This window comes from Pseudomonas fluorescens, from assembly GCF_003732425.1.
GTDB lineage: Bacteria > Pseudomonadota > Gammaproteobacteria > Pseudomonadales > Pseudomonadaceae > Aquipseudomonas > Aquipseudomonas fluorescens_BE.
Genome location: NZ_MOBX01000014.1, coordinates 525,774 through 550,282 on the forward strand (window position 1 = coordinate 525,774; position 24,509 = coordinate 550,282).

General features: G+C 59.4%; 27 protein-coding genes. 26 read left to right on the forward strand and 1 reads right to left on the reverse strand.

Annotated features, from left to right (window positions below):
- Nucleotides 1-99: 99 nt before the first annotated feature.
- Entirely contained in the window at nt 100-1,260 is a 1,161-nt protein-coding gene (locus BK670_RS19465; RefSeq protein WP_123452097.1) for an acyltransferase family protein, read from the reverse strand.
- A gap of 289 nt (nt 1,261-1,549) precedes the next feature.
- Between BK670_RS19465 and BK670_RS19470 the strand changes: the two genes are divergently transcribed.
- The 26 genes from BK670_RS19470 to BK670_RS19595 all read left to right on the forward strand — a co-directional run bounded on the left by BK670_RS19470 (nt 1,550) and on the right by BK670_RS19595 (nt 24,441).
- Nucleotides 1,550-2,284 (forward strand): XRE family transcriptional regulator, encoded by a 735-nt coding sequence (locus BK670_RS19470; RefSeq protein WP_007908821.1) that lies wholly within the window; start codon nt 1,550-1,552, stop codon nt 2,282-2,284.
- 551 nt (nt 2,285-2,835) lie between these two features.
- Nucleotides 2,836-3,258 carry a tail fiber assembly protein gene (locus BK670_RS19475; protein WP_123452099.1) on the forward strand — a complete coding sequence of 141 codons (423 nt, stop codon included), beginning with the start codon at nt 2,836-2,838 and terminating at the stop codon, nt 3,256-3,258.
- Nucleotides 3,259-3,491: 233 nt separating this feature from the next.
- On the forward strand, nt 3,492-3,830 hold the full coding sequence (locus BK670_RS19480; protein WP_011332709.1) for a phage holin family protein: 339 nt from the start codon (nt 3,492-3,494) through the stop codon (nt 3,828-3,830).
- 71 nt (nt 3,831-3,901) lie between these two features.
- On the forward strand, nt 3,902-4,423 hold the full coding sequence (locus tag BK670_RS19485; RefSeq protein WP_123452101.1) for a hypothetical protein: 522 nt from the start codon (nt 3,902-3,904) through the stop codon (nt 4,421-4,423).
- A 1-nt stretch (nt 4,424) separates the two neighbouring features.
- Nucleotides 4,425-5,033, forward strand: a complete 609-nt coding sequence (locus BK670_RS19490; protein ID WP_123452103.1) for a phage baseplate assembly protein V — start codon at nt 4,425-4,427, stop codon at nt 5,031-5,033.
- A gap of 14 nt (nt 5,034-5,047) precedes the next feature.
- Nucleotides 5,048-5,380: a phage baseplate protein gene (locus BK670_RS19495; protein WP_038357957.1), complete on the forward strand. Its 333-nt coding sequence runs from the start codon at nt 5,048-5,050 to the stop codon at nt 5,378-5,380.
- A complete protein-coding gene (locus tag BK670_RS19500; protein ID WP_123452105.1) occupies nt 5,377-6,372 on the forward strand; it encodes a baseplate J/gp47 family protein in 996 nt (331 codons plus the stop codon). Before BK670_RS19495 ends, BK670_RS19500 begins: the two co-directional genes overlap by 4 nt.
- Nucleotides 6,369-7,004: a phage tail protein I gene (locus BK670_RS19505; RefSeq protein WP_123452107.1), complete on the forward strand. Its 636-nt coding sequence runs from the start codon at nt 6,369-6,371 to the stop codon at nt 7,002-7,004. The genes BK670_RS19500 and BK670_RS19505 overlap by 4 nt, the downstream gene beginning before the upstream one ends.
- The gene (locus BK670_RS19510; protein WP_259697579.1) at nt 7,005-9,461 is read left to right on the forward strand and encodes a phage tail-collar fiber domain-containing protein; all 2,457 of its coding nucleotides are present in this window, start codon (nt 7,005-7,007) and stop codon (nt 9,459-9,461) included.
- Nucleotides 9,462-9,471: 10 nt separating this feature from the next.
- Nucleotides 9,472-10,011: a DUF4376 domain-containing protein gene (locus BK670_RS19515; protein ID WP_123452109.1), complete on the forward strand. Its 540-nt coding sequence runs from the start codon at nt 9,472-9,474 to the stop codon at nt 10,009-10,011.
- 104 nt (nt 10,012-10,115) lie between these two features.
- Nucleotides 10,116-10,301, forward strand: a complete 186-nt coding sequence (locus tag BK670_RS19520; RefSeq protein WP_003222199.1) for a hypothetical protein — start codon at nt 10,116-10,118, stop codon at nt 10,299-10,301.
- Between the two features lie 2 nt (nt 10,302-10,303).
- Complete coding sequence (locus tag BK670_RS19525; protein ID WP_095119266.1) at nt 10,304-11,470, forward strand: phage tail sheath protein; 1,167 nt, start codon at nt 10,304-10,306, stop codon at nt 11,468-11,470.
- Nucleotides 11,470-11,976 (forward strand): phage major tail tube protein, encoded by a 507-nt coding sequence (locus tag BK670_RS19530; protein WP_103520481.1) that lies wholly within the window; start codon nt 11,470-11,472, stop codon nt 11,974-11,976. The genes BK670_RS19525 and BK670_RS19530 overlap by 1 nt, the downstream gene beginning before the upstream one ends.
- Nucleotides 11,977-12,148: 172 nt before the next feature.
- Nucleotides 12,149-12,730 (forward strand): phage tail assembly protein, encoded by a 582-nt coding sequence (locus BK670_RS19535; RefSeq protein WP_123452111.1) that lies wholly within the window; start codon nt 12,149-12,151, stop codon nt 12,728-12,730.
- A gap of 129 nt (nt 12,731-12,859) precedes the next feature.
- Nucleotides 12,860-15,325, forward strand: coding sequence for a phage tail tape measure protein (locus BK670_RS19540; RefSeq protein WP_123452113.1), 2,466 nt, complete (start codon nt 12,860-12,862; stop codon nt 15,323-15,325).
- On the forward strand, nt 15,322-15,705 hold the full coding sequence (locus BK670_RS19545; protein WP_123452115.1) for a phage tail protein: 384 nt from the start codon (nt 15,322-15,324) through the stop codon (nt 15,703-15,705). Before BK670_RS19540 ends, BK670_RS19545 begins: the two co-directional genes overlap by 4 nt.
- Nucleotides 15,698-15,910, forward strand: coding sequence for a tail protein X (locus BK670_RS19550; protein ID WP_123452117.1), 213 nt, complete (start codon nt 15,698-15,700; stop codon nt 15,908-15,910). Before BK670_RS19545 ends, BK670_RS19550 begins: the two co-directional genes overlap by 8 nt.
- Before the next feature lie 9 nt (nt 15,911-15,919).
- Complete coding sequence (locus tag BK670_RS19555; RefSeq protein ID WP_123452119.1) at nt 15,920-16,948, forward strand: phage late control D family protein; 1,029 nt, start codon at nt 15,920-15,922, stop codon at nt 16,946-16,948.
- A 143-nt stretch (nt 16,949-17,091) separates the two neighbouring features.
- Nucleotides 17,092-17,676, forward strand: a complete 585-nt coding sequence (locus BK670_RS19560; RefSeq protein WP_123452121.1) for a phage tail terminator protein — start codon at nt 17,092-17,094, stop codon at nt 17,674-17,676.
- Nucleotides 17,673-17,852 carry a DUF2635 domain-containing protein gene (locus BK670_RS19565; protein WP_123452123.1) on the forward strand — a complete coding sequence of 60 codons (180 nt, stop codon included), beginning with the start codon at nt 17,673-17,675 and terminating at the stop codon, nt 17,850-17,852. Before BK670_RS19560 ends, BK670_RS19565 begins: the two co-directional genes overlap by 4 nt.
- Entirely contained in the window at nt 17,852-19,348 is a 1,497-nt protein-coding gene (locus tag BK670_RS19570; protein WP_123452125.1) for a phage tail sheath subtilisin-like domain-containing protein, read from the forward strand. Before BK670_RS19565 ends, BK670_RS19570 begins: the two co-directional genes overlap by 1 nt.
- 67 nt (nt 19,349-19,415) lie before the next feature.
- Nucleotides 19,416-19,763 carry a phage tail tube protein gene (locus BK670_RS19575; RefSeq protein WP_007908779.1) on the forward strand — a complete coding sequence of 116 codons (348 nt, stop codon included), beginning with the start codon at nt 19,416-19,418 and terminating at the stop codon, nt 19,761-19,763.
- A complete protein-coding gene (locus BK670_RS19580) occupies nt 19,760-20,056 on the forward strand; it encodes a phage tail assembly protein (RefSeq protein WP_007908778.1) in 297 nt (98 codons plus the stop codon). The genes BK670_RS19575 and BK670_RS19580 overlap by 4 nt, the downstream gene beginning before the upstream one ends.
- A gap of 130 nt (nt 20,057-20,186) precedes the next feature.
- On the forward strand, nt 20,187-22,172 hold the full coding sequence (locus BK670_RS19585) for a hypothetical protein (protein WP_123452126.1): 1,986 nt from the start codon (nt 20,187-20,189) through the stop codon (nt 22,170-22,172).
- Nucleotides 22,159-23,394, forward strand: a complete 1,236-nt coding sequence (locus tag BK670_RS19590; protein WP_123452128.1) for a DNA circularization protein — start codon at nt 22,159-22,161, stop codon at nt 23,392-23,394. Before BK670_RS19585 ends, BK670_RS19590 begins: the two co-directional genes overlap by 14 nt.
- A gap of 3 nt (nt 23,395-23,397) precedes the next feature.
- Nucleotides 23,398-24,441, forward strand: coding sequence for a phage baseplate assembly protein (locus tag BK670_RS19595; protein WP_123452130.1), 1,044 nt, complete (start codon nt 23,398-23,400; stop codon nt 24,439-24,441).
- Nucleotides 24,442-24,509 lie beyond the last annotated feature (68 nt).

The window sequence follows — 24,509 nt, forward strand, 5'->3', positions numbered from 1 at the left end:
TTGATCCGCACGAGGGCGGTTCAGGCACCGGCGAGGGCAAAAATGCGTCGTACCACAACGCTTTTTGCCCTTTCGCGACGTTGATCCCTGTTGTCTGTTTCAAGCCACGGCGAATCGGGATTTGAGGTTGCGCGACAATTTCTCGCCGTGCCTTCTCATCGGGTTTTCGATGTAGCGGTAGTTGAATTCGGAAAACAACAAAGTGATCGCGACAAAAGCACCGATATACAACGCAGTGTATCCACCGTCGAAAGGGGTTGGCTGCGTGTCGCCAGGTGCGGCAAAGAACCAATGCCTGACTAGCGACAGCGCAATGACGTGCGTCAGGTAGATGGCGTAGGAGCGCGAGCCGATGTAGTTGCACAAGGCTGCCACGGCGCGGTTGGCCGTCAGATAATCCTTGTTGTAGCTCGCGACCCAGACCAGTAAACCTGAGCCGACGGCGGTCAGTCCCATGGCGAAAGGCAGGGGCGGGTTAGGGGCGGTCAGCGCGGCGAGGAGCCAGATCATCGCCGTCAGTAACAGCACAGCCACTGCCTTGTTTTTCAGGAAGGTCGGTTCCAGGCGCTTGTAACTTTCGCTGCTGTGCCACAGGGCCAATAGCACGCCCAGGGAAATGGCGTCGGTACGGAACGCCCACAACTCTGGTGTGGGGCGAATCAGTTGCCGGGTGAGAAAGAACTGCGCCAGGAATACCGCAATGAATACCGCAGGCATCCAGCGCCGACCGGCCAGCACCGCAATGATCGGCAGCACCAGATAAAACTGGTTTTCCAGGGAAAGGCTCCAGTAAATCCCGGCATCGCCCAGCGTACCGGTGTCTCGGCTGACGGCGTACACCACATTCATGTACTGCAAGGCTGCGGCGAGAGCGGAGTGGACGAAAATCTCCAACTGCAAAAACACCCCTTTGCCGCCATAGAGATGAGACAGCAACAGCGATACCGCAATCCAGAACAGGGCCGATGGCATTAGTCGCCAGAACCGCCTGACCCAGAACGGCGCGCACAACTCCAGCAAGTCACGAAAGCTTCGGCTGGCCGGAATCTCACTGGCAATCGATTTGGTAATGATGAACCCGGAAACGCAGAAGAAAATATCGACGCCGTAGCCGAATCGATAGTCCGCCAGCACGTTCCAGTAGACCGATTGCGGGGACAGGATCAAGGCAATGTGGGCAAAGATGACAAGGATAATCGCCAGCGCACGCAACGCTTCAATGTCGCTGTTCTTGCGCTGTTTTAAATGGGGTGTGGTCATGGATGGCTCAGTGTTGATCAATCGCTCGACTGTCCAATCCTGCTGGCTGGGCCACAGGCGACAGTTGCTTGTTCAGGGCAGAAGTCATTTCAGCGTCGAATCTGAAGGAGGTTGGATTGAAATAAGATTGTTCTGATGGACTTGTAGGAAGTTTCCTAGTTGTCGCTAGGTTACCACGGCTGATTGGCACGTCGCAGCCGTGAAACGATTGGGTGCGGATGAGTATCTATGCGTCATTTATGCAAATCAGCATTTGTGTTCGCAAAAGAGTTCAAGCACTATGCGCGTTATGCAAAAACGCAACGTAGCCTCCGTCTTAAGAGCACTGCTCGACCAGCACGGGATCTCCCCCACGGAGCTCCACCGTCGCACCGGCGTGCCTCAATCCACTCTCTCGCGGATTCTCAGCGGGAAGATCGTCGATCCTTCGGATAAACACATCTCGAAGATCGCCGAGTACTTCGCTGTGAGCACCGATCAATTGCGCGGGCGCGCGGATGTCGCGCCTTCGGCCGGTGCCGCGCGTGATGACGTGCATGCGGAACTCAAGGACATAATGCTGTGGGACGACGACACACCTGTCGATGACGACGAAGTGTCGGTGCCGTTCCTTCGCGAGGTTGAATTGGCTGCTGGATCAGGAAGATTCGTCATCGAAGAGAGCGAGCGCTCTAGCCTGCGCTTCGGCAAGCGCAGCCTGCGCCATAACGGTGTGCAGTTCGACCAGGCCAAATGCGTGACAGTGCGCGGCAACAGCATGTTGCCGGTGTTGCGCGATGGCGCCACTGTCGGTGTCAATGCGGGCAAGTGCGGCATCGGCGACATCATTGATGGCGACCTTTACGCGATCAATCACAACGGCCAGTTACGCGTAAAGCAGCTTTACCGCTTGCCTACCGGCATTCGTCTGCGCAGCTTCAATCGCGATGAACATCCGGACGAGGACTACAGCTTCCAGGAAATCCAGGAAGAGCAGATCGTCATCCTCGGTCACGTCTTCTGGTGGGGCATGTACGCCCGCTAACCCGAACCTCTTCAGACAAACCCGCCCATTGGCGGGTTTTTTTTCGCCTTGAGAAAACCGCCAAGCCCTTGAGTTGCGGGGCTTTCATGCATTCGCGCATTTATCGTGCATAAATAAATGCATTTACGCATTGACTGTATATGCATACATGCATATTCTTGCCACCAAGCCGCTCGACAAAGCGGCTGGCAAGAAAGCTCTTTAGTTCCACAAGAACAGGCAGCGATGAACCGGCCTCAACGGTTCAGAGGGTTGGCAACTGACCCGGGTGTGCAGCGTAAAGCACCAGAAGCAGTTATCCGGCGGGCAGGGACCGCGGTCGGAAAAACAATTTGAATGGACTCGTACCGCGCCAGTAGCGCCGAACAGTCAGCTTCCTTCTTGAACACAGGAATTGAAGGAAGGCGAAGGAGCGCATTACTGAAAAGCCCGGTGCATCGCCGCCGGGCTTTTTGGAATGCCTGCCTAATGCTCAAGCATCTCCATAAATTGTCGTAGGCATTGCATGTTCGACAAATCGCTCAATAAGCCACTCTGAAAAGGAAAACACCATGCGCCGATATGGACGTGTTGATCAGGATCGAATCGTCGAGTTCTTCGAAACGGACGGTGACATCACGCAAATGTTTCACCCCAGCATTATCTGGGCAGAAGTGACCGACCATCCGGAAGTACAACTGGGTTGGGTCGCCACCAAAACTGACGGCGTCTGGGCATTCGCCGCCTACGTGCCGCCGCCACCGACCGAGCAAGAGCTGATTGATCAAGCGCAATTGCAGAAATGGCAATTGTTGAACGGAGCGGCTAACTGGCTGCTGCTTAACTCCTTGCAGTTCAAGGCTGACATTAATGTCGCCACGCCAGAGGAGCAGTCCCTGCTGCACGCTCACAAGCTCTATTCGATTGCTGTCAGCGACATCGACAAACAACCGGGTTACCCGGCAACCATTGTCTGGCCAGTCGCGCCTTATTGAATTGGGCAGCGCATCGCTTGATCCCTATGCGCATGACTGGTTGAGCGATGGCTGCTCCTTCTTTCAGCCAGCCTCCCATAGCGATGCCAACGCCGTGCGCCGTCAAAACCTCACTGTGAGAGCGCATTACTGAAAAGCCCGGCCCCCGCGCCGGGCTTTTTGGAATGCCTACCTCAAGAGAAACCGTTTGAACCCAACACTCATCATTCATCAATCACCTACGGAGGCGTGACATGACAAACGAGCAACAAGCGTTGGCGGACATGCCGATCTGGCTGGTCATCCTCCTTGCCGTCGTCGGCGGGGTGTCCGGCGAAATGTGGCGCGCTGACAAGGAGGGCGCCCGTGGCTGGTCATTGCTGCGGCGCCTGGCCCTGCGCTCCGGCGCCTGCATGATCTGCGGCGTATCGGCAATCATGTTGCTGTACGCCGCCGGATTGTCGATCTGGGCCGCCGGCGCCTTCGGTTGCTTGACAGCGATGGCTGGCGCCGACGTCGCCATCGGGTTGTACGAACGCTGGGCCGCCAAGCGCATTGGCGTCTGCGAAGTTCCGCCTCGCGACCAACCTTAACCAAAACCAATTCTCCGTGCCGCCATTTTGGCGGCAGGGCTGCGCGTGGACGATTGAAAAGGAGGTCATGTATGCCCACACCGATCCAGCAGCCGTCGCAACTGTTCACAGCCATCGCGACGACACTGCGTAACACCGCCGGGCTGAACCTCAACGTCGGTAATCACGAGGCTTTCAGTGCTCCCGGCGAACAGGCTTGGGTGCTGATCGACTTCGACCGAAATGCATCGGGAGTGCGCGCCGCTGATGGGCGAATTGCCCATGTCATGACGGTGTCCCTGCAAGTCATCCCGGCCCTTGCTGCCAGCGCATTTGCAGCGTGCGATCTGATCGCTGCGCTGAAAAACCTGATCACCGACAACCGCTGGAACCTGCCCGGCGATCAGTGCGACCTGCCAATGAACATTGATGGCTTGCCGTCATTGCTCGTCCGTGGCGAACAGCAATACAAAGCCTGGACCCTGACGTTCATCCAGACCCTCTACCTCGGTCCGACGCTGCTCGACGACCCGCTGGGCACGCCTAAATTTGCTCGCACCTGGGAAGTCAGCGATATCGACGACCCCGGCCAATACACTGCGCTGGAGGCCTGAGATGTTCGATGCACTATTGCGCATGCAACTCGGCCCGATCATCGAACGCCTGGCCGAGATGGAAGCGGAAATCGACGACCTGCACCGCCGCGCCGAAAGCTTCTGCCGCATAGGTATTTGCCAGACCGTCGATGTTGCGAGCAACACCTGCCAGGTCAGCCACGGTGGTTTGCTGACACCAACCATCAAGTTTTTCAACCCGAGTGCCGGGGCACAAAGCGAGTCGCGGATTCCGACGGTAGGCGAGCAGTGTCTGCTGTTCAATTACGGCAGCGGCGAAAGCGGCGCACAGAGTGTGGCGTTGTTTGGTTTGAACAGTGACCGTTTTCCACCAGCCTCTACGGTGCCGACGCTGACCCGTCGAGTGCATCAGGACGGCAGCGAAAGCGGCTACGACGATGCTTCGCACACCCTGCACTGGAAAAACGGCCCGGCAGCCTTCAGCGGTTCTCGCGAATCGCTGGAACTGAGCATCGGCCCGGCCCGGTTAGCGATGACACCACAAATCATCACCCTGCAACTCGGTGCCGTCGGCCTGACTATCGACACCTCGGGCGTGCACTTCAGTGGCCCATTGGTCGATCACCAGGGCCGCGTCATCAGCCCCTGATTCAAGAGCTTCCCATGATCGGAATCGATAGAGACAGCGGGGCCACGGTCGACGACTGGCTGCAGTTTGTGCAGCGCGCGACCCGGGCCCTGACCACGCCGCTGGGCACCCGGCAAAAACGGCCCTTGTACGGATCGTTGATCCCCACGCTGCTGGGGCAGAACCTCGGTGACGACGTTCTGCTTCTGGCCCAGAGCCACGCGGCGCAAGCGTTCTACAACGCGCAGAACGGGATCAGCGATTTTCAGCCGCAAGTGATCGTCGCCAGCCGTCAGGGCGCCGGCCTGTTGTTGCGGTTTGCCGGCACCTGGAAAAACCGTCAACAAACCTTCGAGGTCGTGACATGAGTATGTTGATCCCCGGCCAAAACCAATTGGCCGAACCCGCGCTGATCACCGTTGAAGCCTTCGAGGATCTGCTCGCCGAGTTCAAGACTTTCGTCATCGAATACGTCGGTGCGCGCTCGCCGGACAGTGCAGCAAAACTCAAGACCAGTCTGGATAACGAAAGCGAACTGCTGACCCTGGCACTTGAGGCTTTCTGTGTGCGGCTGCAAACCCATGAGCGCAAATACAACGCTCGCATCAAACAGATGCTGGCGTGGTGGGCGACGGGCAGCAATCTCGATGCACGCCTGGCGGACATGGGCCTGGAGCGGCAGTTGCTCGATCCGGGCGACCCGGCGGCATTCCCGCCGGTGCCGGCGATTTATGAAAGCGACGACGACGCTCGCTTGCGTTATTACCTGGCGCCCCATGCGCCGGCAGCCGGTTCGCGGATGCAGTATCGCCGCGAGGTTTTTACGCTCGGCGAACGTCCGACGGTGCAGGTCGAATCCACTGAGGCGGGTGTGGTGAACGTCACTTACACCTTCGACCCGGACGGCCTCGCTGCGCAGGTCAAGGATGGCAATGCTCGACGCACCGCACCCGGCGAAGTGCAGGTCACCGTGCTGTCCCGCGAAAGCGATGGCACACCTTCCGCAGCATTACTTGAGGGCGTGCGTCAGCACTTCGCGCGGCCTGATGTGCGACCGGAAACCGACCTTGTCACGGTCAAGGCTGCCGACATTCAGCGCTACAACATTCGTGTCGTCGCCAAGATCAATTCCGGGCCCGACTCGGGCTTGACCAAAGTCGCCGCGCAACAGCAATTGCAGGCTTATGCCGACAGCTGTCATCGCCTCGAAGGTCGGGTCGATCCGAGCTGGATCGACTACACACTGCACAGCGCCGGTGCCGTGCAACTGCAGATTCTCGAACCGCTGGCGCCGATCGTGACCACGGCGTTTCAAGCACCGTACTGTACGGCGGTCGAAGTCGAGGTGCTGACGCTATGAGTGAAAAAACTCAGCGCCCGACGCTGCTGACGGCGAACAGTTCGGCACTTGAACGGGGTTTGGATCTGGGCTTCGGCGCACTGCTTGATCGCATCGCGCCGCCGTTCCCCGAACTGATGAACCCGAGCGAAACGCCGGTCGCGTTTCTGCCGTATCTGGCAGCGGATCGCGGTGTTGCTGAATGGAGCACTGCTGCACCGGAAGCGGAAAAACGCCTGACCGTCGAACTGGCATGGCCCACCGCGCGCCAGGCCGGCACTCGCAAGGCGCTGGAAAACGCCGCCAAGGGTTTGCAGTTAAGACCCGAGATTCGCGCCTGGTACGAACAGACACCGCCCGGCGCGCCGTACAGCTTTTCCGTACGAGCCTTCAGCGACCAACCCTACAGCGAAGAAATCAACGCCCGTCTCGACCGACGTCTGGCCGATGCCAAAAGCGAACGGGATGTGCTGTCGGTCTCCGTTGGCTTGAGCACTTTCGGCAATCACGTCATCGGCGCCGCGACGTTTTGCGGCGAACTGACCACGGTTTATCCGGTGTTCATCGAAGGGCTCGAAACCTCGGGAGAGGCGTTCCTGGCCGCCGGCATGTACACCGTCGAAACATCCACTATTTATCCTCAGGGGGCCTGAATGGCTGACTATTACACCCTGCTCACCAACGCAGGGATTGCCTACGAAACGGCGTGCAAGGCCGCGGGCGTGCCGATCAAGTTGACGCAGATTTCTGTCGGCGATGGCGGCGGCTCGGTCTACAACCCGGCTGCGACTGCCACTGCGCTGAAACGCGAAGTCTGGCGCGGGCCGCTCAATGCCCTGTTCCAGGACGAGAAGAATCCGAGCTGGCTGCTCGCTGAAGTGACCATTCCGCCGGATGTTGGCGGCTGGTATGTACGGGAAGCGGGGCTGTGGACTGATACTGGAATTCTCTACGCCATCGTCAAATATCCGGAATCGTTTAAACCGGTTCTGGCTACGTCCGGCTCGGGGAAAGAGTTTTACATTCGCTCGATTTTCGAGACCAGCAATGCGTCGCTGGTGACGTTGTTGATTGATGACACCGTTGTTAAGGCCACGCGTGCCTGGGTCATGAGTTATCTCGCCGAAGAACTCGGCAAACTCGATGGCAAGCAGTCGGTGCGTGTTGCGGCATCCAGCAACATTGTGTTGAGCGGTGCGCAGCAAATTGACGGCGTCGCTGTGGTCGCTGGTGACCGTGTGCTGTTGCCGAATCAGACGCTGGCCAAGGACAACGGCCTGTGGATCGTTGCCAACGGCGACTGGGTGCGGGCGACCGATGCCAACAGCAGCGCCAAGGTGACGCCGGGTTTGACCGTGATGGTGGAGGAGGGCACGGCGAACGGTGATTCGTTGTGGCATCTGACCACCAATGCACCGATCACCCTTGGCACGACCGCGCTGACCTTCAAGATGCTGGCCGGGCGCACCGGGATTGCTGCCGGGACTTACAAGAGTCTGACCGTTGATGAATATGGCCGTGCGACTGCGGGTGCGAACCCCGAGACGTTGGCCGGATTTGGCATCAAGGATTCGTACACCAAGGCTGAAGTTGAAGCGCTGATTGCCAAGGCATCGGCGTTGCCGGTGGGGTCGATTGTTGCGTTTCCGGTTGATGCTCCGCCGCCGGGCTTTCTGGAGCTGGATAACAGCGTCAAGAGCAGCGCGACTTATCCGGACTTGAGCGCTTATCTTGGCGGCAAGTTCAATAAGGGGGATGAGGGGGTTGGGAACTTCCGGTTGCCGGAGGCGCGCGGGGAGTTTTTGCGCGGTTGGGATCATGGGCGGGGTGTAGACGCTGGCCGTGTGGCTGGCTCGACCCAAAAGGGTACGGTAACTACTTTCGACAGCAACCCGAATCCGAACCTCACGGTCGAGGTTGTGCAGGCATCGGTGGCGGCTGCACAGGCCGATGTATTCATATCCACTGATTATCCTGGGGTAGCCAGGACGTACACGACTTCGGGGGTTGTAACCTCATCGATACTGGCGGATGGCGGAGTTGTGAGGCCGCGTAACATCGCCGTCATGTGGTGCATCAAGGCCTGGAATGCGCCGATCAATCAGGGAACCATCGATGTAGCCGCACTGGCCAAGGAAGTCGAACGCCTCAAATCCGCCGTTCCAGTGGGGGCTGTTCTGGCATTCCCGACGGGCATCGTTGCACCCGGTTATCTGGAGCTGGATGGAAGTGTGCAGAGCATTGCGACCTATCCGGATCTAGCCGCTTTTCTCGGTACAACTTACAACAAGGGTGACGAGGGCGCGGGCAATTTCCGGTTGCCGGAGTCACGCGGCGAGTTTCTGCGTGGTTGGGATCACGGGCGTGGTGTAGATGTCGGACGAGCTGTTGGCAGTGCCCAGGTCGACACCCTAAAAAATCATTTCCACTATCTCCCGACAGAAAGTGGTGGTGGTCAGCAATTTGATCCTGCAGGGCTCATGCCTTCAGTCGTGCTGAAAGACAACCCTGTGGATTGGTTGGTTCGGACAGCGGGTGATAATCACGGCTTCAACGTGCCTTTCGGAACGCCTAGAACCTACAGTCAGAGCGCCGAAGCTGAAACCCGCCCTCGAAACATCGCTGTCATGTGGTGTATCAAAGCCTGGAACGCACCGATCAATCAGGGAAGTATCGACATCGCCGCATTGACCGTTCTGGCGCAGCAAGCGACCGAACTCAATCAAGGCACGACCAAAATCGCAACTCAGGTATTTGTTGACGCAGGCCTCGACGACACAACGATTGTCTCTCCCAAGAAGCTGAGATTTGGCTTTTCGATGAGCCTCGCCAGCAATGGCTTCATCGCACTGCCTAGTTGGCTCGGTGGTTTCATTATTCAGTGGGGAGTAACGACGTTAATCAATAGTGGCACAGGTGCCACGGTTACGCTGCCTATCCCTTTTCCTAATGCAATTTTGAATGCGTTTGCTTCAGTACACGGCAGTGGTGCCTTTACGGCACCCATCAGCGGGGCAGTGGCCCCTGCCTCTAAAAGCACGATCAGCATTTATCACTATGCCGGCGGTGGTGGCGGTGCGAGCTACCGTTGGCTAGCTTTAGGCTATTGAGGTTATGTTTATGAAATACGCAGTATTCAATGACGATGCGACTTTAATGGCTTGCCTCGTCAAAGGGATTCATGAAGTGCCGCGGGACGCCATTCCTCTGAGTGAAGCATTATTTTTGCGAATTACTCAGGAGTTAGATGGGGTATGGACGTTGGTCGATGGCGAGGTGGTCAAGATGCCATTGCCGAAAATCGTTCCTGATTTCGCAAAAAAAGTGGCCGCGGAGCGTTTCAGACGTGAAGCGGTAGGCGTTGAAGTGGATGGCATGCAGATCGAGACGACACGCGACAGCCAAGCCTTGATCGCCAGTACTGGCCTCTCGGCGGTCCTCGACTCCGAATACCGCTGTAACTTCAAGACGATGACAGGCTTTGTTTCGATCGGCTCGACACAGATCATTGCGATTGCCAAGGCCGTCAGGGCGCACGTCCAAGCCTGTTTTGACCGTGAGCTGACTTTGTTACGTGCAATCGAGGCGGGCGAGTATCGGGATGAAATGCTCGCAGAGGGCTGGCCGGATTCATCACTGCCTGAATCCGCAAGTTTGTAATAAACGCCCCGCACCCCGGGGCGTTTTATTGTCCGCTTAAAACAAATCAACACCCGCCAAGCCCCTCCCCACGAGGGGCTTTCCCGTTTATGGAGAAACGAAAAATGGCAACCCGCCAAACCTACACCGTGCTCGTCCCATTCCCCACCGGCGGTGGGCACTGGTCGAGCGTCGGTCAAGACCTTGATCTGCTCGACGTCGAGGCCAGTGCCTTGCACACCGCCGGTCGACTGGAACTGAAAACCCCCACCACCCAGGCCAAAAAGGCCGCTGCCAAGAAGGCTGACTAACCATGGCTGAGGTTCTGAACTTCGAGCACAACGGCATTACCGTCAATGCCACCGAATCCCCCGAGGCCATGGGTGGCCTGGGTGACAACGTTATCGGTCTGGTCGGCACTGCGCCGAAAGCCGATCCGCTGATTCCGCGTAACGCACCGTTCCGCATCAACAGCTTCACCACCCACGCGCTGCTCGATCCGACCGGTTCGGAAGAGGGCACCCTGTACCACGCGGTTTACCAGATCCTCAAAGTGGTCAAGGTGCCGGTCTACGTGGTGATCGTCGAGGCAGGCGCGACCCCGGCCGACACCGTTAACGCGGTAATCGGCGGCGTCGATCCCACCACCGGCCGCAAGCTCGGTCTGGCGGCGCTGGGCAGCGTTCCGGAAGACCTGACCATCATCGGCGCGCCGGGCTTCACCGGCACCAAAGCGGTGGCCGGCGAGTTCGCCTCGTTCGGCAAGCGCATCAAGGCCCGTGTGGTACTGGACGGCAAGGACGCCTCGGTTGCCGATCAAGTGCTGTACAGCCAGGAACTCGGCGGTGCCGACCTCGGTTTCGACCGTTGCCTGGTGGTGCACAACATGCCGGCCGTGTACTCGAAAGCAGCGAAGAAAAACGTCTTCCTGTCGCCTTCCAGTCTGGCGATTGCTGCGCTGGCCAAGGTCAAGCAGTGGGAAAGCCCGGGCAATCAGGTGACCTACGCCGAAGACGTCTCGCGCGTCGTCGAGTACAACATTCTCGACACCTCCACCGAAGGCGATCTGCTCAACCGCTACGGCGTGAGCTACTACGCCCGCACCGTGCTCGGCGGCTTCTCGCTGCTGGGTAACCGCTCGATCACCGGCAAGTTCATCAGCTACGTCGGCCTCGAAGATGCGATCAGCCGCAAGCTGGTCAAGGCTGGCCAGAAAGCCATGGCCAAGAACCTCACCAAATCCTTCATGGATCAAGAGGTCAAGCGCATCAACGACTGGCTGCAAACCCTGGTCGCCGACGAAACCATTCCTGGCGGCAGCGTCTACCTGCACCCGGAACTCAACAGCGTCGAGAAGTACAAGAACGGCACCTGGTACGTGGTCATCGACTACGGCCGCTACGCGCCGAACGAACACATGGTTTATCAACTCAACGCCCGCGATGAAATCATCGAGCAGTTCCTGGAGGACGTTCTCTAATGTTTACCAACCGCGTAAGACAGGCCATCGCGGCCACCCTGCAAGGCCTGCCGTTGTCGGCCACCGTTGAAGAGTTCACCCCGCCGAAGATCGACTTCGACATGGAAAGCATGACGGGCGGGCGCTTCATCGTTGAGGAAATGGCCAAGAGCGCCAAGGCGCTGAATGCCACGCTGAAGCTGCAAGGCACCGGTGCTGAAGTGTTGCTGGCGATGGGCGTGAAGCTGGGCGACGACATCCTGCTGAACGTGCGTGAAGCCGGTCAGGATCAGGACGGCAACACCTGGTTCACCTATCACACAGTAGGCGGCAAGCTGAAATCTCTGGCTGAAGATGCGCTGAAAATGGGTAGCAAAGCCATCACCACACTGGAGCTGTCCTGCCGCACCTACAACCGCCTGGAAAACGGCATCCCGGTGATCGACATCGACGTACGCACCCAGAAGTTCGTGCTCAACGGCGTCGACATCCTCGGTGATGCCCGGCGTGCGGTGCTGATGCCGTAACCCCTCCCGACACCGCAAAACCCTGTAGGAGTGAGCCTGCTCGCGATGAGGCCAGCACATTCAACATCAATGTGACTGAACGACCGCTTTCGCGAGCAGGCTCGCTCCCACAGTGGGCCAGTGTGACTGGCAGAAATTGAGTAATCCCTAAGAATCACCAAGGAATTCATACATGTCGTGGATGCCACCCCAGCATGACCTGTTGTCGCCGATCACCGGCGACGACGGTTCGCAGATCGAGACAATCCAGCTCAAGCCGCTGTTCTACGCCGCGCAAAAAGAAGCGCTGGAACGCGCCGGCGATGATGAAGACGACCAGTTCTTCGAACTGGCGCTGCTCGCCACCGGCCTGTCGGTCAAGGAACTCGACCAGCTCAAGCGCCCGGACTACGTGACCATCGCCCAGTACGTGCACGAGATGTCGACCCGTCCGGCCTCGCACTTTCTCGACCAGGTCGAAGACGCGGAAAAATCCGCCGATCCCGATCAGGTGCAATTGCTGCAACCGCTCGCCGTGACCGGCCGCACCGTGACCTCGCTGTCGCTGGAAATGCCTGCACTGCGTGCGACCAAAGTGATGAAGAAACTGAAAACGGCCAAGGAACGCGCCGAGTTCATCACTGCCCATTGCACCGGCCTGATGATCCCCGATCTGGCCCTGATGAGCGTCCCGGACTGGACGCAATTGCAGGTGCGCATCGACGATTTTTTAAACCAGCCGGCGGCCTACTTTCGGAACGCGACATCGAAGTAATCCTCGATATCGTCCCGCTCATTTACCCGGTAAGTGAGGCGGAGATTCTGGAATGGGACGCCGAAAAGGCGTTGCGCCGCTACGACATAGCGATCACTCGCCTTGGCGTGAAAAAGGAGTAGAGCGGCAATGGCAGACACATCGTTTTCGCTGATGTACGCCGCGCAAACCGCAGGCGCGGGTTCCGGTTTGTCGGCAGGGGGATCGGCCACAGACAGCCTGATCAAACCACTGTCCGAACTGAAAGAGGCGCTGCTCACGGCCAGCCTGGACATCCGCAGTCTGGTGCGTGAACAGATCAAACTCGGCGCCGTTGTCCTGGGGCTGAACACGGCCCTGGCATCGTTCAAGGTGCCAATGGTAACTGCCGCGCCGGCGGCTGGCGGCGAGAGCAAGTCAAAGCTCAAGGCTGAGATTGAACAACGCTCGCCTCCGGCCTACCTGCAATCGGCCATGGCGCTGGAAACCGCCATGGCCCAGATCAAGCAGGTTCAAGGCCTGACTGGCGACCTCGACACAATGTCGAAAGCCAACCTCAAACTGGCCACCGACAAACGATTTGCCGGCAGTGGGGCGACGGTCGTGGATCTGGTGCAGGTCGAAGTCGCGGCTGGCCGATCCGGGATTGGCGCGGGTCTCAAGGGCGCCGACAAGGAACAGGTGCTGCTGGACTTTGCCCAGGATGCAGCGGTCAATGCGTCGGCGTTCGGCATCAGCCTCAAGTCGGCCGGTGAAATGCTGTCGGCCTGGCAAGTGTCGATGAAACTGGATCGCACTCAAGGTCAGCTGCTGGCCGATGCGACTCAGCATCTGGGCAACAGCGGACTGAATGCGACGGCTGCCGACATCGGCTCGGTCGTGCAGCAATCCGGCGAGTCGGCCGTTGCAGCGGGGATCCTGCCCGAGCAGTTGGCGGCGCTGTCAGCCGCGTTGCTCAATGCTGACGTCGACAAGGCCGGTGCCGGGGCGTCGGTGAAAAGCATCAGCGCAGCCCTGGCCAAAGGCCCCCAAGGCTCGGCGGCCGAGCAGTCGGCGTGGAAGGCGTTGGGGCTTGATCCCGGCAAGTTGACCGAAAACGTACCGGACAGCCTTGTCAAAGCGTTGGCGGCATTGAAGCAACAACCGGCAGAGCAGCAAGCAGCGCTGATCAAGACACTTTTCAGTGGCGACGACGGTGTACGCAAACTGCTGGCGAAACCCGAAGACCTGCAAAAAGCGTTTTCGCTGGTCGCTCCGGCCAAACTGGAAGGAACGTCGACGCTTGTGCCCTCGCAAGCGACCCAGAGCAGCCTCGCATCGCCATTCAAGGGGGAGGGGGGCGTGCGCCAGTGGATGGGCAAACCCGGCCAGGCACAGACGCCGCTTTCATTGCTCAAGCCCAATGATCCACTGACACCGGCTTACAGCGGCGCGATTGAACGCAGCGCCGAGCCTGCGGGCAAAGACCCTCAGCGAAGCTGGAACGCGTTCGATGCCAGTCTCAATCGTCTGATCACGGCGTTGGCTCCGGATGCGACCGGCACGCTGGATTCGCTGACGAATATGACCAATGGCGTGGCCGATATCGCTGAAGCCCATCCCAAGACCTCGACGGCGTTGGCCCTTGCGGGCGTTGGACTGTCGGCCATCGTGGTGGCGGTGATGGCCAAGGCATTCGGCAATTTCACCGACAAACTGCTCAAGGGCGTCGCTTCAAAATTGCCGTTCGGTCTTGGCGGTTTGATTGCCGATATTGAAGACCCGAAAGCCAAGAAAACGTCGGCCGGAAATGGCGCGGGCCATGACTGCTGTTGCAAACCGCTGGGCGGCGGGACGGGTGGCAGACTCAAGCCTCGCCGGTCAAGCATCAAGCCTCGAGTCCGACGTGAACAAACCGGTCAAGGTGCGAAAAGCCCCCGCACGGTGACCCCTCGGCCACCACGCATCAGTGCTCCACCGGCACCACCCGTTCTGCCCCGCATGTCCGGCACGTACTGGCCGGGAACCATGACGGCATTTGCAGGCTCATCAGCCGTCAGTCCTGCACCGGCCGCTCCACTGTCCGGTTCTTACGCCAGGGCAGGCAGACTGCTTGCCAGACGGGCACCGCCGCTGCGGTTGCTTAGCGCCGGATATGAAATGGTCAACGGCGTCATGAGCGGCGATAAGCGTGCCGTCGTGTCGTCCGGTGCATCGTTAGCCGGGTCGTCTGTTGGTGCCGCTGTCGGTGCTGCACTGGGTACGTTGATTCTGCCGGGTGTGGGCACCATGGTCGGCGGGTGGCTGGGGAGCATGGCGGGCGGGGCCATCGGTGAATCCCTGGGCGACAAGCTAGGGACACAAGTCGATCGTCTCGGCTCTCCTGCACAGGTCAGTAAAGACCTCATCGCGACCTCGGCGACCTCCACGATCCCTGCGGCACTTGCCTCCACAGCCGCCAGCCAGCCTGTCACGTTCAATTCCACCATTCACATCAATGGTCAGGATCAGGGCAGCGCCCAGGCACTGGCCAATCTGGTGGTGCAGACAACAATGAGTCAGTTGGGCCAGATCATGCCGACCAATCCTCTCGCCACACGACGTGACGCAGCCCTGACCGACGGAGTCGCCACATGAAACAACAAATGGCGCTGGGCAGTTTTATCTTTGGTCTGTCACGCGGCTTTGCCTACAGCAGTTTTCTGCGCAAGTCCGACGGCGGCTGGACGGAACTGCAGATTCTCACCAGCAAACCCAAGTCCCATCAAATCGGACAGAAACCCGAAACCCTGACCATCACCGGCAAATCAATGTACGCGGTGGCCATGGATCGGCTGGATGAGCTACGGGCGCTGCAAGCCCTTCGTGTGCCGCTGCCGCTGATTGATGGCATCGGCCGAAATTGGGGCCTGTGGCGAATCACCATGGTTCAGGAAACCCAAACCTGCATCATCGATGATGGTACGGCGATGGTGGTCGACTGGACCCTCGAATTATCGGAGTTCAACAATGCGTAAGGTTCGAAGCGTGGCCGGTGATTCGTTGAATCTGCTGCTCTACCGCGAAACGGGGCGCAGCGATGATGTGGCTGAAGAAGCGTTGTGGAAACTCAATCCGACCCTGGCCGAGCATGGTCCGATCCTGCCTGCTGGTATCTGGATCGTACTGCCTGAACTCGACAGCAAACCCACCGCAATCAAACCGCTCACAGCCTGGGATTAAGGAGGTCGCATGACACTGGGTTTTACCCCGGCGGTAGAAATCTACGGCGCAAATGCGGCTCTGCTCAATCAACGCCTGATCAGTTGGGAGCACATCGATGCCGCCGGTATCGAGTCCGATCAACTGACCTTGACGGTGGATCTTGAGGGCCTCGAAGGGCTGCCGAATCTGGGCGGGAGGATCGGCCTGAAAGTCGGTTATCTGGAATCCGGGATGGTCGACAAGGGCCAGTTCAAAGTGACGCGACTGACGCCGACGCTGTTCCCGTTCCGCCTGACCCTGGTCGCCACTGCGGCGCCGTTCAGCAAGGATGATGAAACCGGCTTCAAGCAGCGCCGCACTGCCAGTCATGGGCCAACGACACTCGGTGAATTGTTTAGCAAACTGGTCTCGCTCCATGGCTTTTCACCGCGTGTCGCAGCGGACGTGTCGTCGATCAAGATTGCCCACGTCGACCAGTCCAATGAAACCGACATGGGTTTTCTGACGCGCCTGGCGAAAAAGTACAACCTGGTCGCCAAACCTTATGGCGATGCGTATGTGCTGGCGCGGCCCGGTCAGATCAAATCAATTTCGGGCCAGGAACTTCCGGATGTGACGTTGTCGGTCACCCACAACAATCGTCCCGGCGATCAGGCCTTTATCAGCGCCACCCTGGAAGAGGCCGCACGCGAACAGACGCAAGGCTGCAAAACCTGTTTCTGGGATGCGGCGGCGGGTGTGGTGCGCTGGATTGAAACCGGTGTTGCGCCGCACAAGGTCATCCGTCAGCAACAGCCCAACGAAGCCGATGCCATCGCGGTCGGCGAGGGTGAAGTACGCAAGATGTTGCGCAAAAAGTACAAGGTGAAAATCACCTGCCCGGGCAATCCGCTGCTGACGGCTGAGGGGCTGTTGTTGCTCGACGACACCTGGCCGGACTTCATGCGCGGGCGCTGGTCGATCGAAAAAGTCACTGCCAGCGGCAATCGCGAGAACAGCTATCGCTGCCTGATCGATGCCAGCTGCCTCGATCCAAAGGCTGAATCCAAAGACTGACGACACAACTCCCTGTGGGAGCGAGCCTGCTCGCGAAGAGGCCGGAACATCCAACATTGAAGGCGACTGAGACACCGCTTTCGCGAGCAGGCTCGCTCCCACATTGGGTCCTGCGCAATTCTCATCATTCTGGAACACCCCCCATGAAGATCACCCCGATCCTCACGCAGCTGCGTGGGCAATGCCCAAGCCTGGCCAATCATATTGCGGTAGGTGTCGATCTGGCATTGCTGCAAGGCAATGCAGACCTGCCGACACCCTCGGCTCACGTGCTGCCAATCGCCGACGTGGCCAGCAACAGCACCACCCAAAACCTCACCACCCAACCGATCCGTGACCGCTTCGAAATCGTTCTGGTGCTTGACGCCAGCGACGCTACAAAAGCGCTGGATCTGTTGCACGACCTGCGCGCCGAGTTGTGGCGCGCGCTGGTCGGTTTCAAACCCGATGCTGACTACAGCGCCATTGCCTATGACGGTGGTGAGTTGGTGTCGATCAACAGCAGCCGCGCCTTCTACCGGCTGCGCTTTTTTGCCGAGTTCCAGCTCGGTCGCAATCTGCCGAGTCAGCCTGCGGAGAGTTGGCACGAACGTGAACTGGACGGTTTGTCGTCCTTTACCGGGGCCACCGTGCGGGTCGATGCGATCGACCCGGCCGACCCCAACCTGAAACGCCCGGGCCCCGATGGGCGCGTGGAAATGACTTTCTCTGGAGACGTAACCCCATGAGCAATCGCATCACCGTACTGCCGGCCGCTGGCCGCGTCGTACCTGACCCGGAGGCGGGCGATCTGCTGCCGGCCGAAGGCCGTGAAGTGCTGGACAGCGCCTGGTGGCGCCGGCGTCTGGCCGACGGCGATATCACCCTCAAAACTGCAACTGCTAAACAAAAGGGAGCCAAATAATGGCGATCGGATTCAGCAACATCCCTGCGGACATTCGTGTACCGCTGTTCTATGCCGAAATGGACAACTCGGCCGCCAATAGCGCGAGCTCGACCCTGCGTCGTTTGATCGTGGCTCAGGTTAACGACAACATTGCGCCAACCGAAGTCGGCAAACTGGTGTTGGTCTCCAGCGTTGCGCTGGCGAAAAGCATCGGTGGCCAAGGCTCGATGCTCGCCTCGATGTACGAGACCTTCCGCAAGGCTGACCCGATCGGCGAGATCTGGTGCCTGCCGCTGCACAACACTGAAGGCGCGATCGCCAAAGGCGTGCTGACCCTGACCGGCACCGCCACTCAGGCCGGTGTGCTCAATCTGTATGTCGGCGGCGTGCGTGTGCAAGCCACCGTGGTCAACGGTGCTACTGCCGCACAAGCGGCCACTGCACTGGCGCAGAAAATCAACGCCACTGCCGATCTGCCGGTGAGCGCTGCCGCTGCCGAAGGTGTGGTCACCCTGAACGCCAAATGGACGGGCGACAGCGGTAACGACATCAGCCTGCAGTTCAATCGCCTGGGCAAGAGCAACGGCGAAGAAACCCCGGCCGGCCTGACCGCTGCGGTCACCGCCATGACCGGCGGCGCCGGTGTGCCGGATCAGGTGGCGGCGATTGCCGCGCTGGGCGACGAGCCGTTCGAGTTCATCGCACTGCCATGGTCCGATCTGTCGACCCTCAACACCTGGCAAGCAGTCATGGATGACAGCACCGGTCGCTGGTCCTGGGCCAAGCAACTGTTCGGTCACGTTTACAGCGCCAAGCGCGGCACCGTCGGCACGCTGGTCGCAGCTGGCCAGGCGCGCAATGACCAGCACATGACCATTCAGGCGCTGGAGCCGGGCGTACCGCAACCGTTCTGGGTACAAGCGGCGGCACTGGCTGCACGCACCGCGGTGTTCATCTCCGCCGACGCCAGCCGTCCGACCCAAAGCGGCAGCCTGCCGGGTGTCGACCCTGCGCCGGCGAGTGAGCGTTTCACCCTGACCGAGCGTCAGTCGCTGCTCAACTACGGCATCGCCACTGCTTACTACGAGGGCGGTTACGTGCGCATCCAGCGCTCGATCACCACCTACCAGAAAAACGCTTACGGTCAGGCCGACAACTCCTACCTGGACAGCGAAACCATGCACCAGTCGGCGTTCATCGTGCGTCGTCTGCAAAGCGTGATCACCAGCAAATACGGGCGCCACAAACTGGCCTCGGACGGCACCCGTTTCGGCGCCGGCCAGCCGATCGTGACGCCTGCGACCATTCGCGGTGAGCTGATCGCGCAGTACGCCAAGCTCGAACTGGAAGGCCACGTCGAGAACGCTGAGCTGTTCGCCGAGCACCTGATCGTCGAGCGCGACGTACAGGATCCGAGCCGCGTGAACGTGCTGTTCCCGCCGGATTACATCAACGGTCTGCGCGTGTTCGCACTGCTCAACCAATTCCGTCTGCAGTACGACGACGCGGCCTGATAAGCGCGTTTGACGTCAAGCATTCAGCCCACCTCGCGTGGGCTTTTTTATTCAAGGGAGTAACACCATGGGTCAACTGATTGCAGGCACCTGCTACGTCAAAGTCGACGGCGCACAACTGACCATCAATGGCGGCTGCGAAGCCCCGCTGATGGCGGTAAAACGCGAAACCGTCGTCCCCGGCTTCTACAAGGAAACCGACATCGCGCCGTCGTTCAAAGTGACCGCGCTGCACACCGCCGACTTCCCGCTGAAAAAGCTGATCGAAGGCACTGACATCACCGTCACCTGCGAATTCAGCAACGGCAAAGTCTACGTACTGGCCGGTGCCTACCTGGTCGAAGAGCCGGTTTCCAAAGGCGATGACGCCACCATCGAACTGAAATTCGAAGGCATCAAGGGGACCTGGCAATGAGCGGCGCCGTGAAGCTTCAGGTTGCGATCGAAGCTCACGGCGAGCCCCTGACCGAACTCGTCCTGCGTCGTCCGACGGTGCAGGAAGTGCGAGCGATCAAGGCGCTGCCGTACAAGATCGACAAGAGCGAAGAAGTCAGCCTCGACATGGACGTGGCGGCCAAGTACATCGCCGTGTGCGCCGGTATTCCACCGTCGTCGGTCAACCAGTTGGATCTGGCTGACCTCAACGCGCTGAGCTGGGCCGTTGCGAGTTTTTTCATGAGTGCGGCGTCGGCGCCATCACCGACCTGATCGCCGTCGCCTATGACCTGGCCTGGTTCTGGAAGGTTGACCCCGAACAGATGATGGCCAGGCCACTGGATGTGCTCCGCGAATCGCTGGAGCACGCGCAACGGATCAATGCGATGCAGCAGGTGCAGTGATGGCGAATACAAATTTGAGCCTGATCCCGCAGAACTTTCCCGTCACGGTCAACATGCTCGTGGTGCTCAAGGGCGCCGAGAAGATGGAGACCGAGATGAAGGGGCTGCGCGGCAAGGTCGCAGCATTCAAGAAAAGCATGGAAGACAGCGGCCTTGAGCCGCTGGACGTCGCCGGTTTCATTGCCGAAGGTGGTCTGCTCAAGCCGTTTCAGGACGGCATCAAAAAGGCCATCGAAGCGCAGGATGCACTGGCGAAAAAAGCCAGGGCACTCAAGGGGCTGAAAGTGCCGAAGGTGGTGCAGGGGGAAACCTCGGCCAACCTGGAGAAATTCAACAAGGCGCTGGACAACATCTCGCTGAAAATCGGTCAGGCATTGTTGCCGGCGGTTAACGGCATCGTCACGGCGCTGACACCGGTGATGACGTCCATCGGCCAGTTCGTCGCCAACAATCCGTATCTGGTTGAAGGGCTGGCAGCCGCTGCTGTGGCGTTTACGGTGGTCACGGTCGGGGCGATGGGGCTGGTCGCGGTGCTGGGAATTCTGACCTCGCCCATTGGCCTGATTGCTGCCGGGATTGCGGCAGCTGTGGCCGTGATCGTGATCGGCGCACGGTTGATCACCAACAACTGGGGGGCGATCTCGGGCTTCTTCAGCCGAACCTGGCAATCGATTGGCGATGCGACCCGACGCGGCATCGACGACGTGCGCCAAGGCTGGGATGAGATGGTTGCGGATGGAAGGCAACGGTTCGAGTCGATGCGTGCCACAGCTTCGCTGAAGTGGCAAGAGATGCGCGCCGACGCTATCGCAGGTGCCAGCCGTATTGCGGCGGGAGCGTCCGAACGTCTGCACGCATTCGGCGCGTCCATCGAGCAGACCTGGGATTCGGCTCGCACCTCTGTCGGCGCTTACTGGGACAGTGCAGCTGCCAGCACTGCGGCTGGATTGCAAAGCCTCAAGGCCCGGTTGTACACCTCGCCACTGGAGAAAATGAGCGCACTCTGGGACTCGGCCGATGAGTCCGTCACTGGTTACTGGAATCGTAGCTATGCAGCTACGCTGTCCGGTTGGGAATCGGTCAAGTCGACGTTTGACGGCACGCTGACAGCAAAAATGTCAGGCGTATGGGATTCCGCACAAAGCGCGGTCTTCACGGCCATCGACGATATGAGCACCAGGGTTGCTACCGGTTGGTCGAGCATCACATCGCTGTTCGACGGCACGCTGACAACGAATATGTCGAGGGCCTGGGGTTCCGCGCAAAGCACGGTTTTCGATGCGGTTGGCAGCATGCACAGCATTGCGGCGAGCGGATGGGAGCAACTCAAGTCGACGTTCTCCTGGTCTCCGACCGCTATGGTCGAAAGCGCCTGGCAACCCTTGGCGCCGGTTTTTTCAGCGCTGTGGGACGTTCTCCGGGCAGGTGCCCAGCCATTGAAGAACGAGTTTCAGAACCTGTTCGGCAACGCTCCCGTGGAAACGGTCATAGCGAAATGGAATGGCGTCACGGAATATTTTTCCGGTTTGTGGGCAACGCTGAACACAGACGCACAATCGGTGAAAGCAACCTTGGGTGATCTGTTCAGTCAGTCGCCGCTGGAATCTATCCAGCAGAAGTGGCAGCCCGTTCTCGTCTGGTTCAGCGATATGTCGACAAGACTCCAAGGTATTTTCGGACAGATCAAAGAACTGCTCGGCGGCAATGTCTCCGGGTTCTTCGCCACAATCACCGGCACCAGCGCTGCTGCGCCTGCCGGGGCGCCAGGAATGAGCAGCACACTGCCACAAACCTCCGGCGCACTGATTCAACAAAGCGCAATCAACAACCGCACACAACTCGAAGGCGGCCTGACCGTGCGCTTCGAAAATGCGCCGGCAGGGCTGCGCACCGATCAACCGCAAACCAATCAACCGGGCCTGGCGCTGTCTTCGCGCATCGGCTATCGCTCGCTGTCGGCAGGAGGTTCCAATGAACTGGCGTGACCGTTTGTTGCCGGCATCCTTTCGTGGTGTCGGTTTCTGGATTGATCAGGCGAAAACCCCGGTCGGTCGCAAGGGGCAGTTGCACGAGTATCCGCAACGCGACCTGCCGTATTTCGAGGATCTTGGCCAGCAGGCCAAGACCCACGACATCACGGCATTCATCATCGGCGCCGATTGCCTGGAGCAGCGCGACAAGCTGCTCAAGGCATTGGAGGCAGGCAATGGTGAGCTGGTGCACCCGTGGCTGGGACGCCTGCAAGTCAAGGTCGGTGAATGCGACATGACCCACACCCGCCAGGACGGCGGGCTGGTGACGTTCAGTCTGAAGTTCTACCCCGACCGGCCGTTGCCGTTTCCCACCGCCACCGTCAGTACGCAGAAAGTTCTGTTGGCCAAAGCTGATACGTTGCTGGGTTCGGCGGTGGCGCGTTTCGAGCAGGCGATGACGCTGATCAAGGCTGCGCGGATCGGCATCGCCAATCTGCGCAACAGCCTGACCGGGGTCTATGAGGTGATCAAAGAGCAGCTCAAACCGCTGATCGAGCAGTACCGGCAAATCACTGAACTGGTTAAAGCCGTGAAGGAGTTGCCCAAGGAAGTGGCGGCGGAGTTCAAGGGGTTGCTCGGCGATATCAAGGAGCTCAAGGCGTTCGCGAAGGAGGGCTACCGTGGCGTGATTGCCGACGTCTCCCAACAACTCGAAGCGATCCGCAAGGCCGATGCGCCGAAGATCACCACCGGCAAGGACACCAATGCGGCGGCGCAAGCCATGGCCGATCTGGTGCAGGACACGATGCTGGTCAAAGTGGCGCAATGGGTCGCGTCGATGCCGGTGGCGACCCCGGCGGTAAAACTGACGTCGACACCTTCGGTGGCGCATCAGGCGGATCAACCGGTGACCCGTCAGGAAGTACCGGTGACCGACGAAATGAAAGCGCTGCAGAAAGCGGTCGGGGTGGCTATTGATCCGATGCTGGACAAGGCCGATCCCAAGCATCACCAGGCAATCAATGATGTGAAGGAAGCGCTGATTGCGCATCTCAAGGCTGTGGCGTCATCCGGTGTGCGACAGGTCACTAAATCGTTCCAGGAAAGCCTGCCGGCGCTGGTTGTGGCGTACCAGCAATTTGCCGACGCCACACGGGTGACTCAGGTGACTCAGAGCAACGCGATGAACCATCCGGGCTTTTCACCCAACGATGTGAAAGTGTCCAGGGAGTGAGCCATGAGCGAGATGGATAACCATGTCACGCTGACCGTCAACAACATGGAATACGGCGGCTGGAAAAGCGTGGAAATCACCGCTGATCTGGAGCGCCAGTTCCGCACCTTCAAACTCGACATCACCTGGCAGTGGCCAGGGCAGACGGTGGATCAGCGGATCAAACCGGGTGACCCCTGCGAAGTGAAAATCGGCCAGGACCTGGTGCTCACCGGCTATGTGTTCAAGGCCCCGATCAGCTATGACGGACGCCAGATCAGCCTGAGCATCGAGGGCAGTTCCAAGACTCAGGATCTGGTCGACTGCGCGGCCACCAACCGGCCGAATCAATGGCAAGAGCAACCGTTGCTGAGCATCGTGCAGGCGCTGGCGATGGAGTATTCGCTGATGGTGGTCAATCAGATTCCCGAGACTGCGCGTCTCGCCAAGCACACCATCGTGCCGGGCGAGACTGTGTTTCAGTCGATCGACCGTCTGCTCTCGCTGTTTCGGGTGTTTTCCACCGATGACGAGCAAGGCCGGCTGGTGCTGGCCAAGCCCGGCAGCGGTGGTCGCGCCAGCGATGCGCTGGAGCTGGGCAAGAACATTTTGTCGGCCAGTGCGCCGATGGATCAAAGCCAGGTGTTCTCCGAATATCGGGTGATCGGCCAGCAGAAAGGCTCGGACAAGAAGAGCGGGGCGGCGGTCAGCGAGGTTGAATCCAGCGCGGCCGACCTGAGCTTCAAACGTCGACGCACCACGATCATCAACGAGGGCACTGCGCTGACCTTTGAGTTGGCCCAGCAACGCGCCCAATGGGAGAGCGCCACGCGCATGGGCCGGGCGCAGTCCACCATTTATCAGGTGCAGGGCTGGCGTCAGTCCAACGGCGATTTGTGGCGCCACAACACGCTGGTCAAGGTCAAGGATCCGGTGCTCGGGTTTGATGGCGACATGCTGATTTCCAAAGTCACGTATTCGCTGTCGGCGCAAGGCTCGGTGACCACGCTGCAAGTGGCGCCGCCGCATACCTTCGATCCTGATCCAACGCCCCCGAAAAAAACCTGAGCCTGACTCCGAATCCTGTGGGAGCGAGCCTGCTCGCGAAAGCGTCGCCAGCCTCAACATCACAGTGC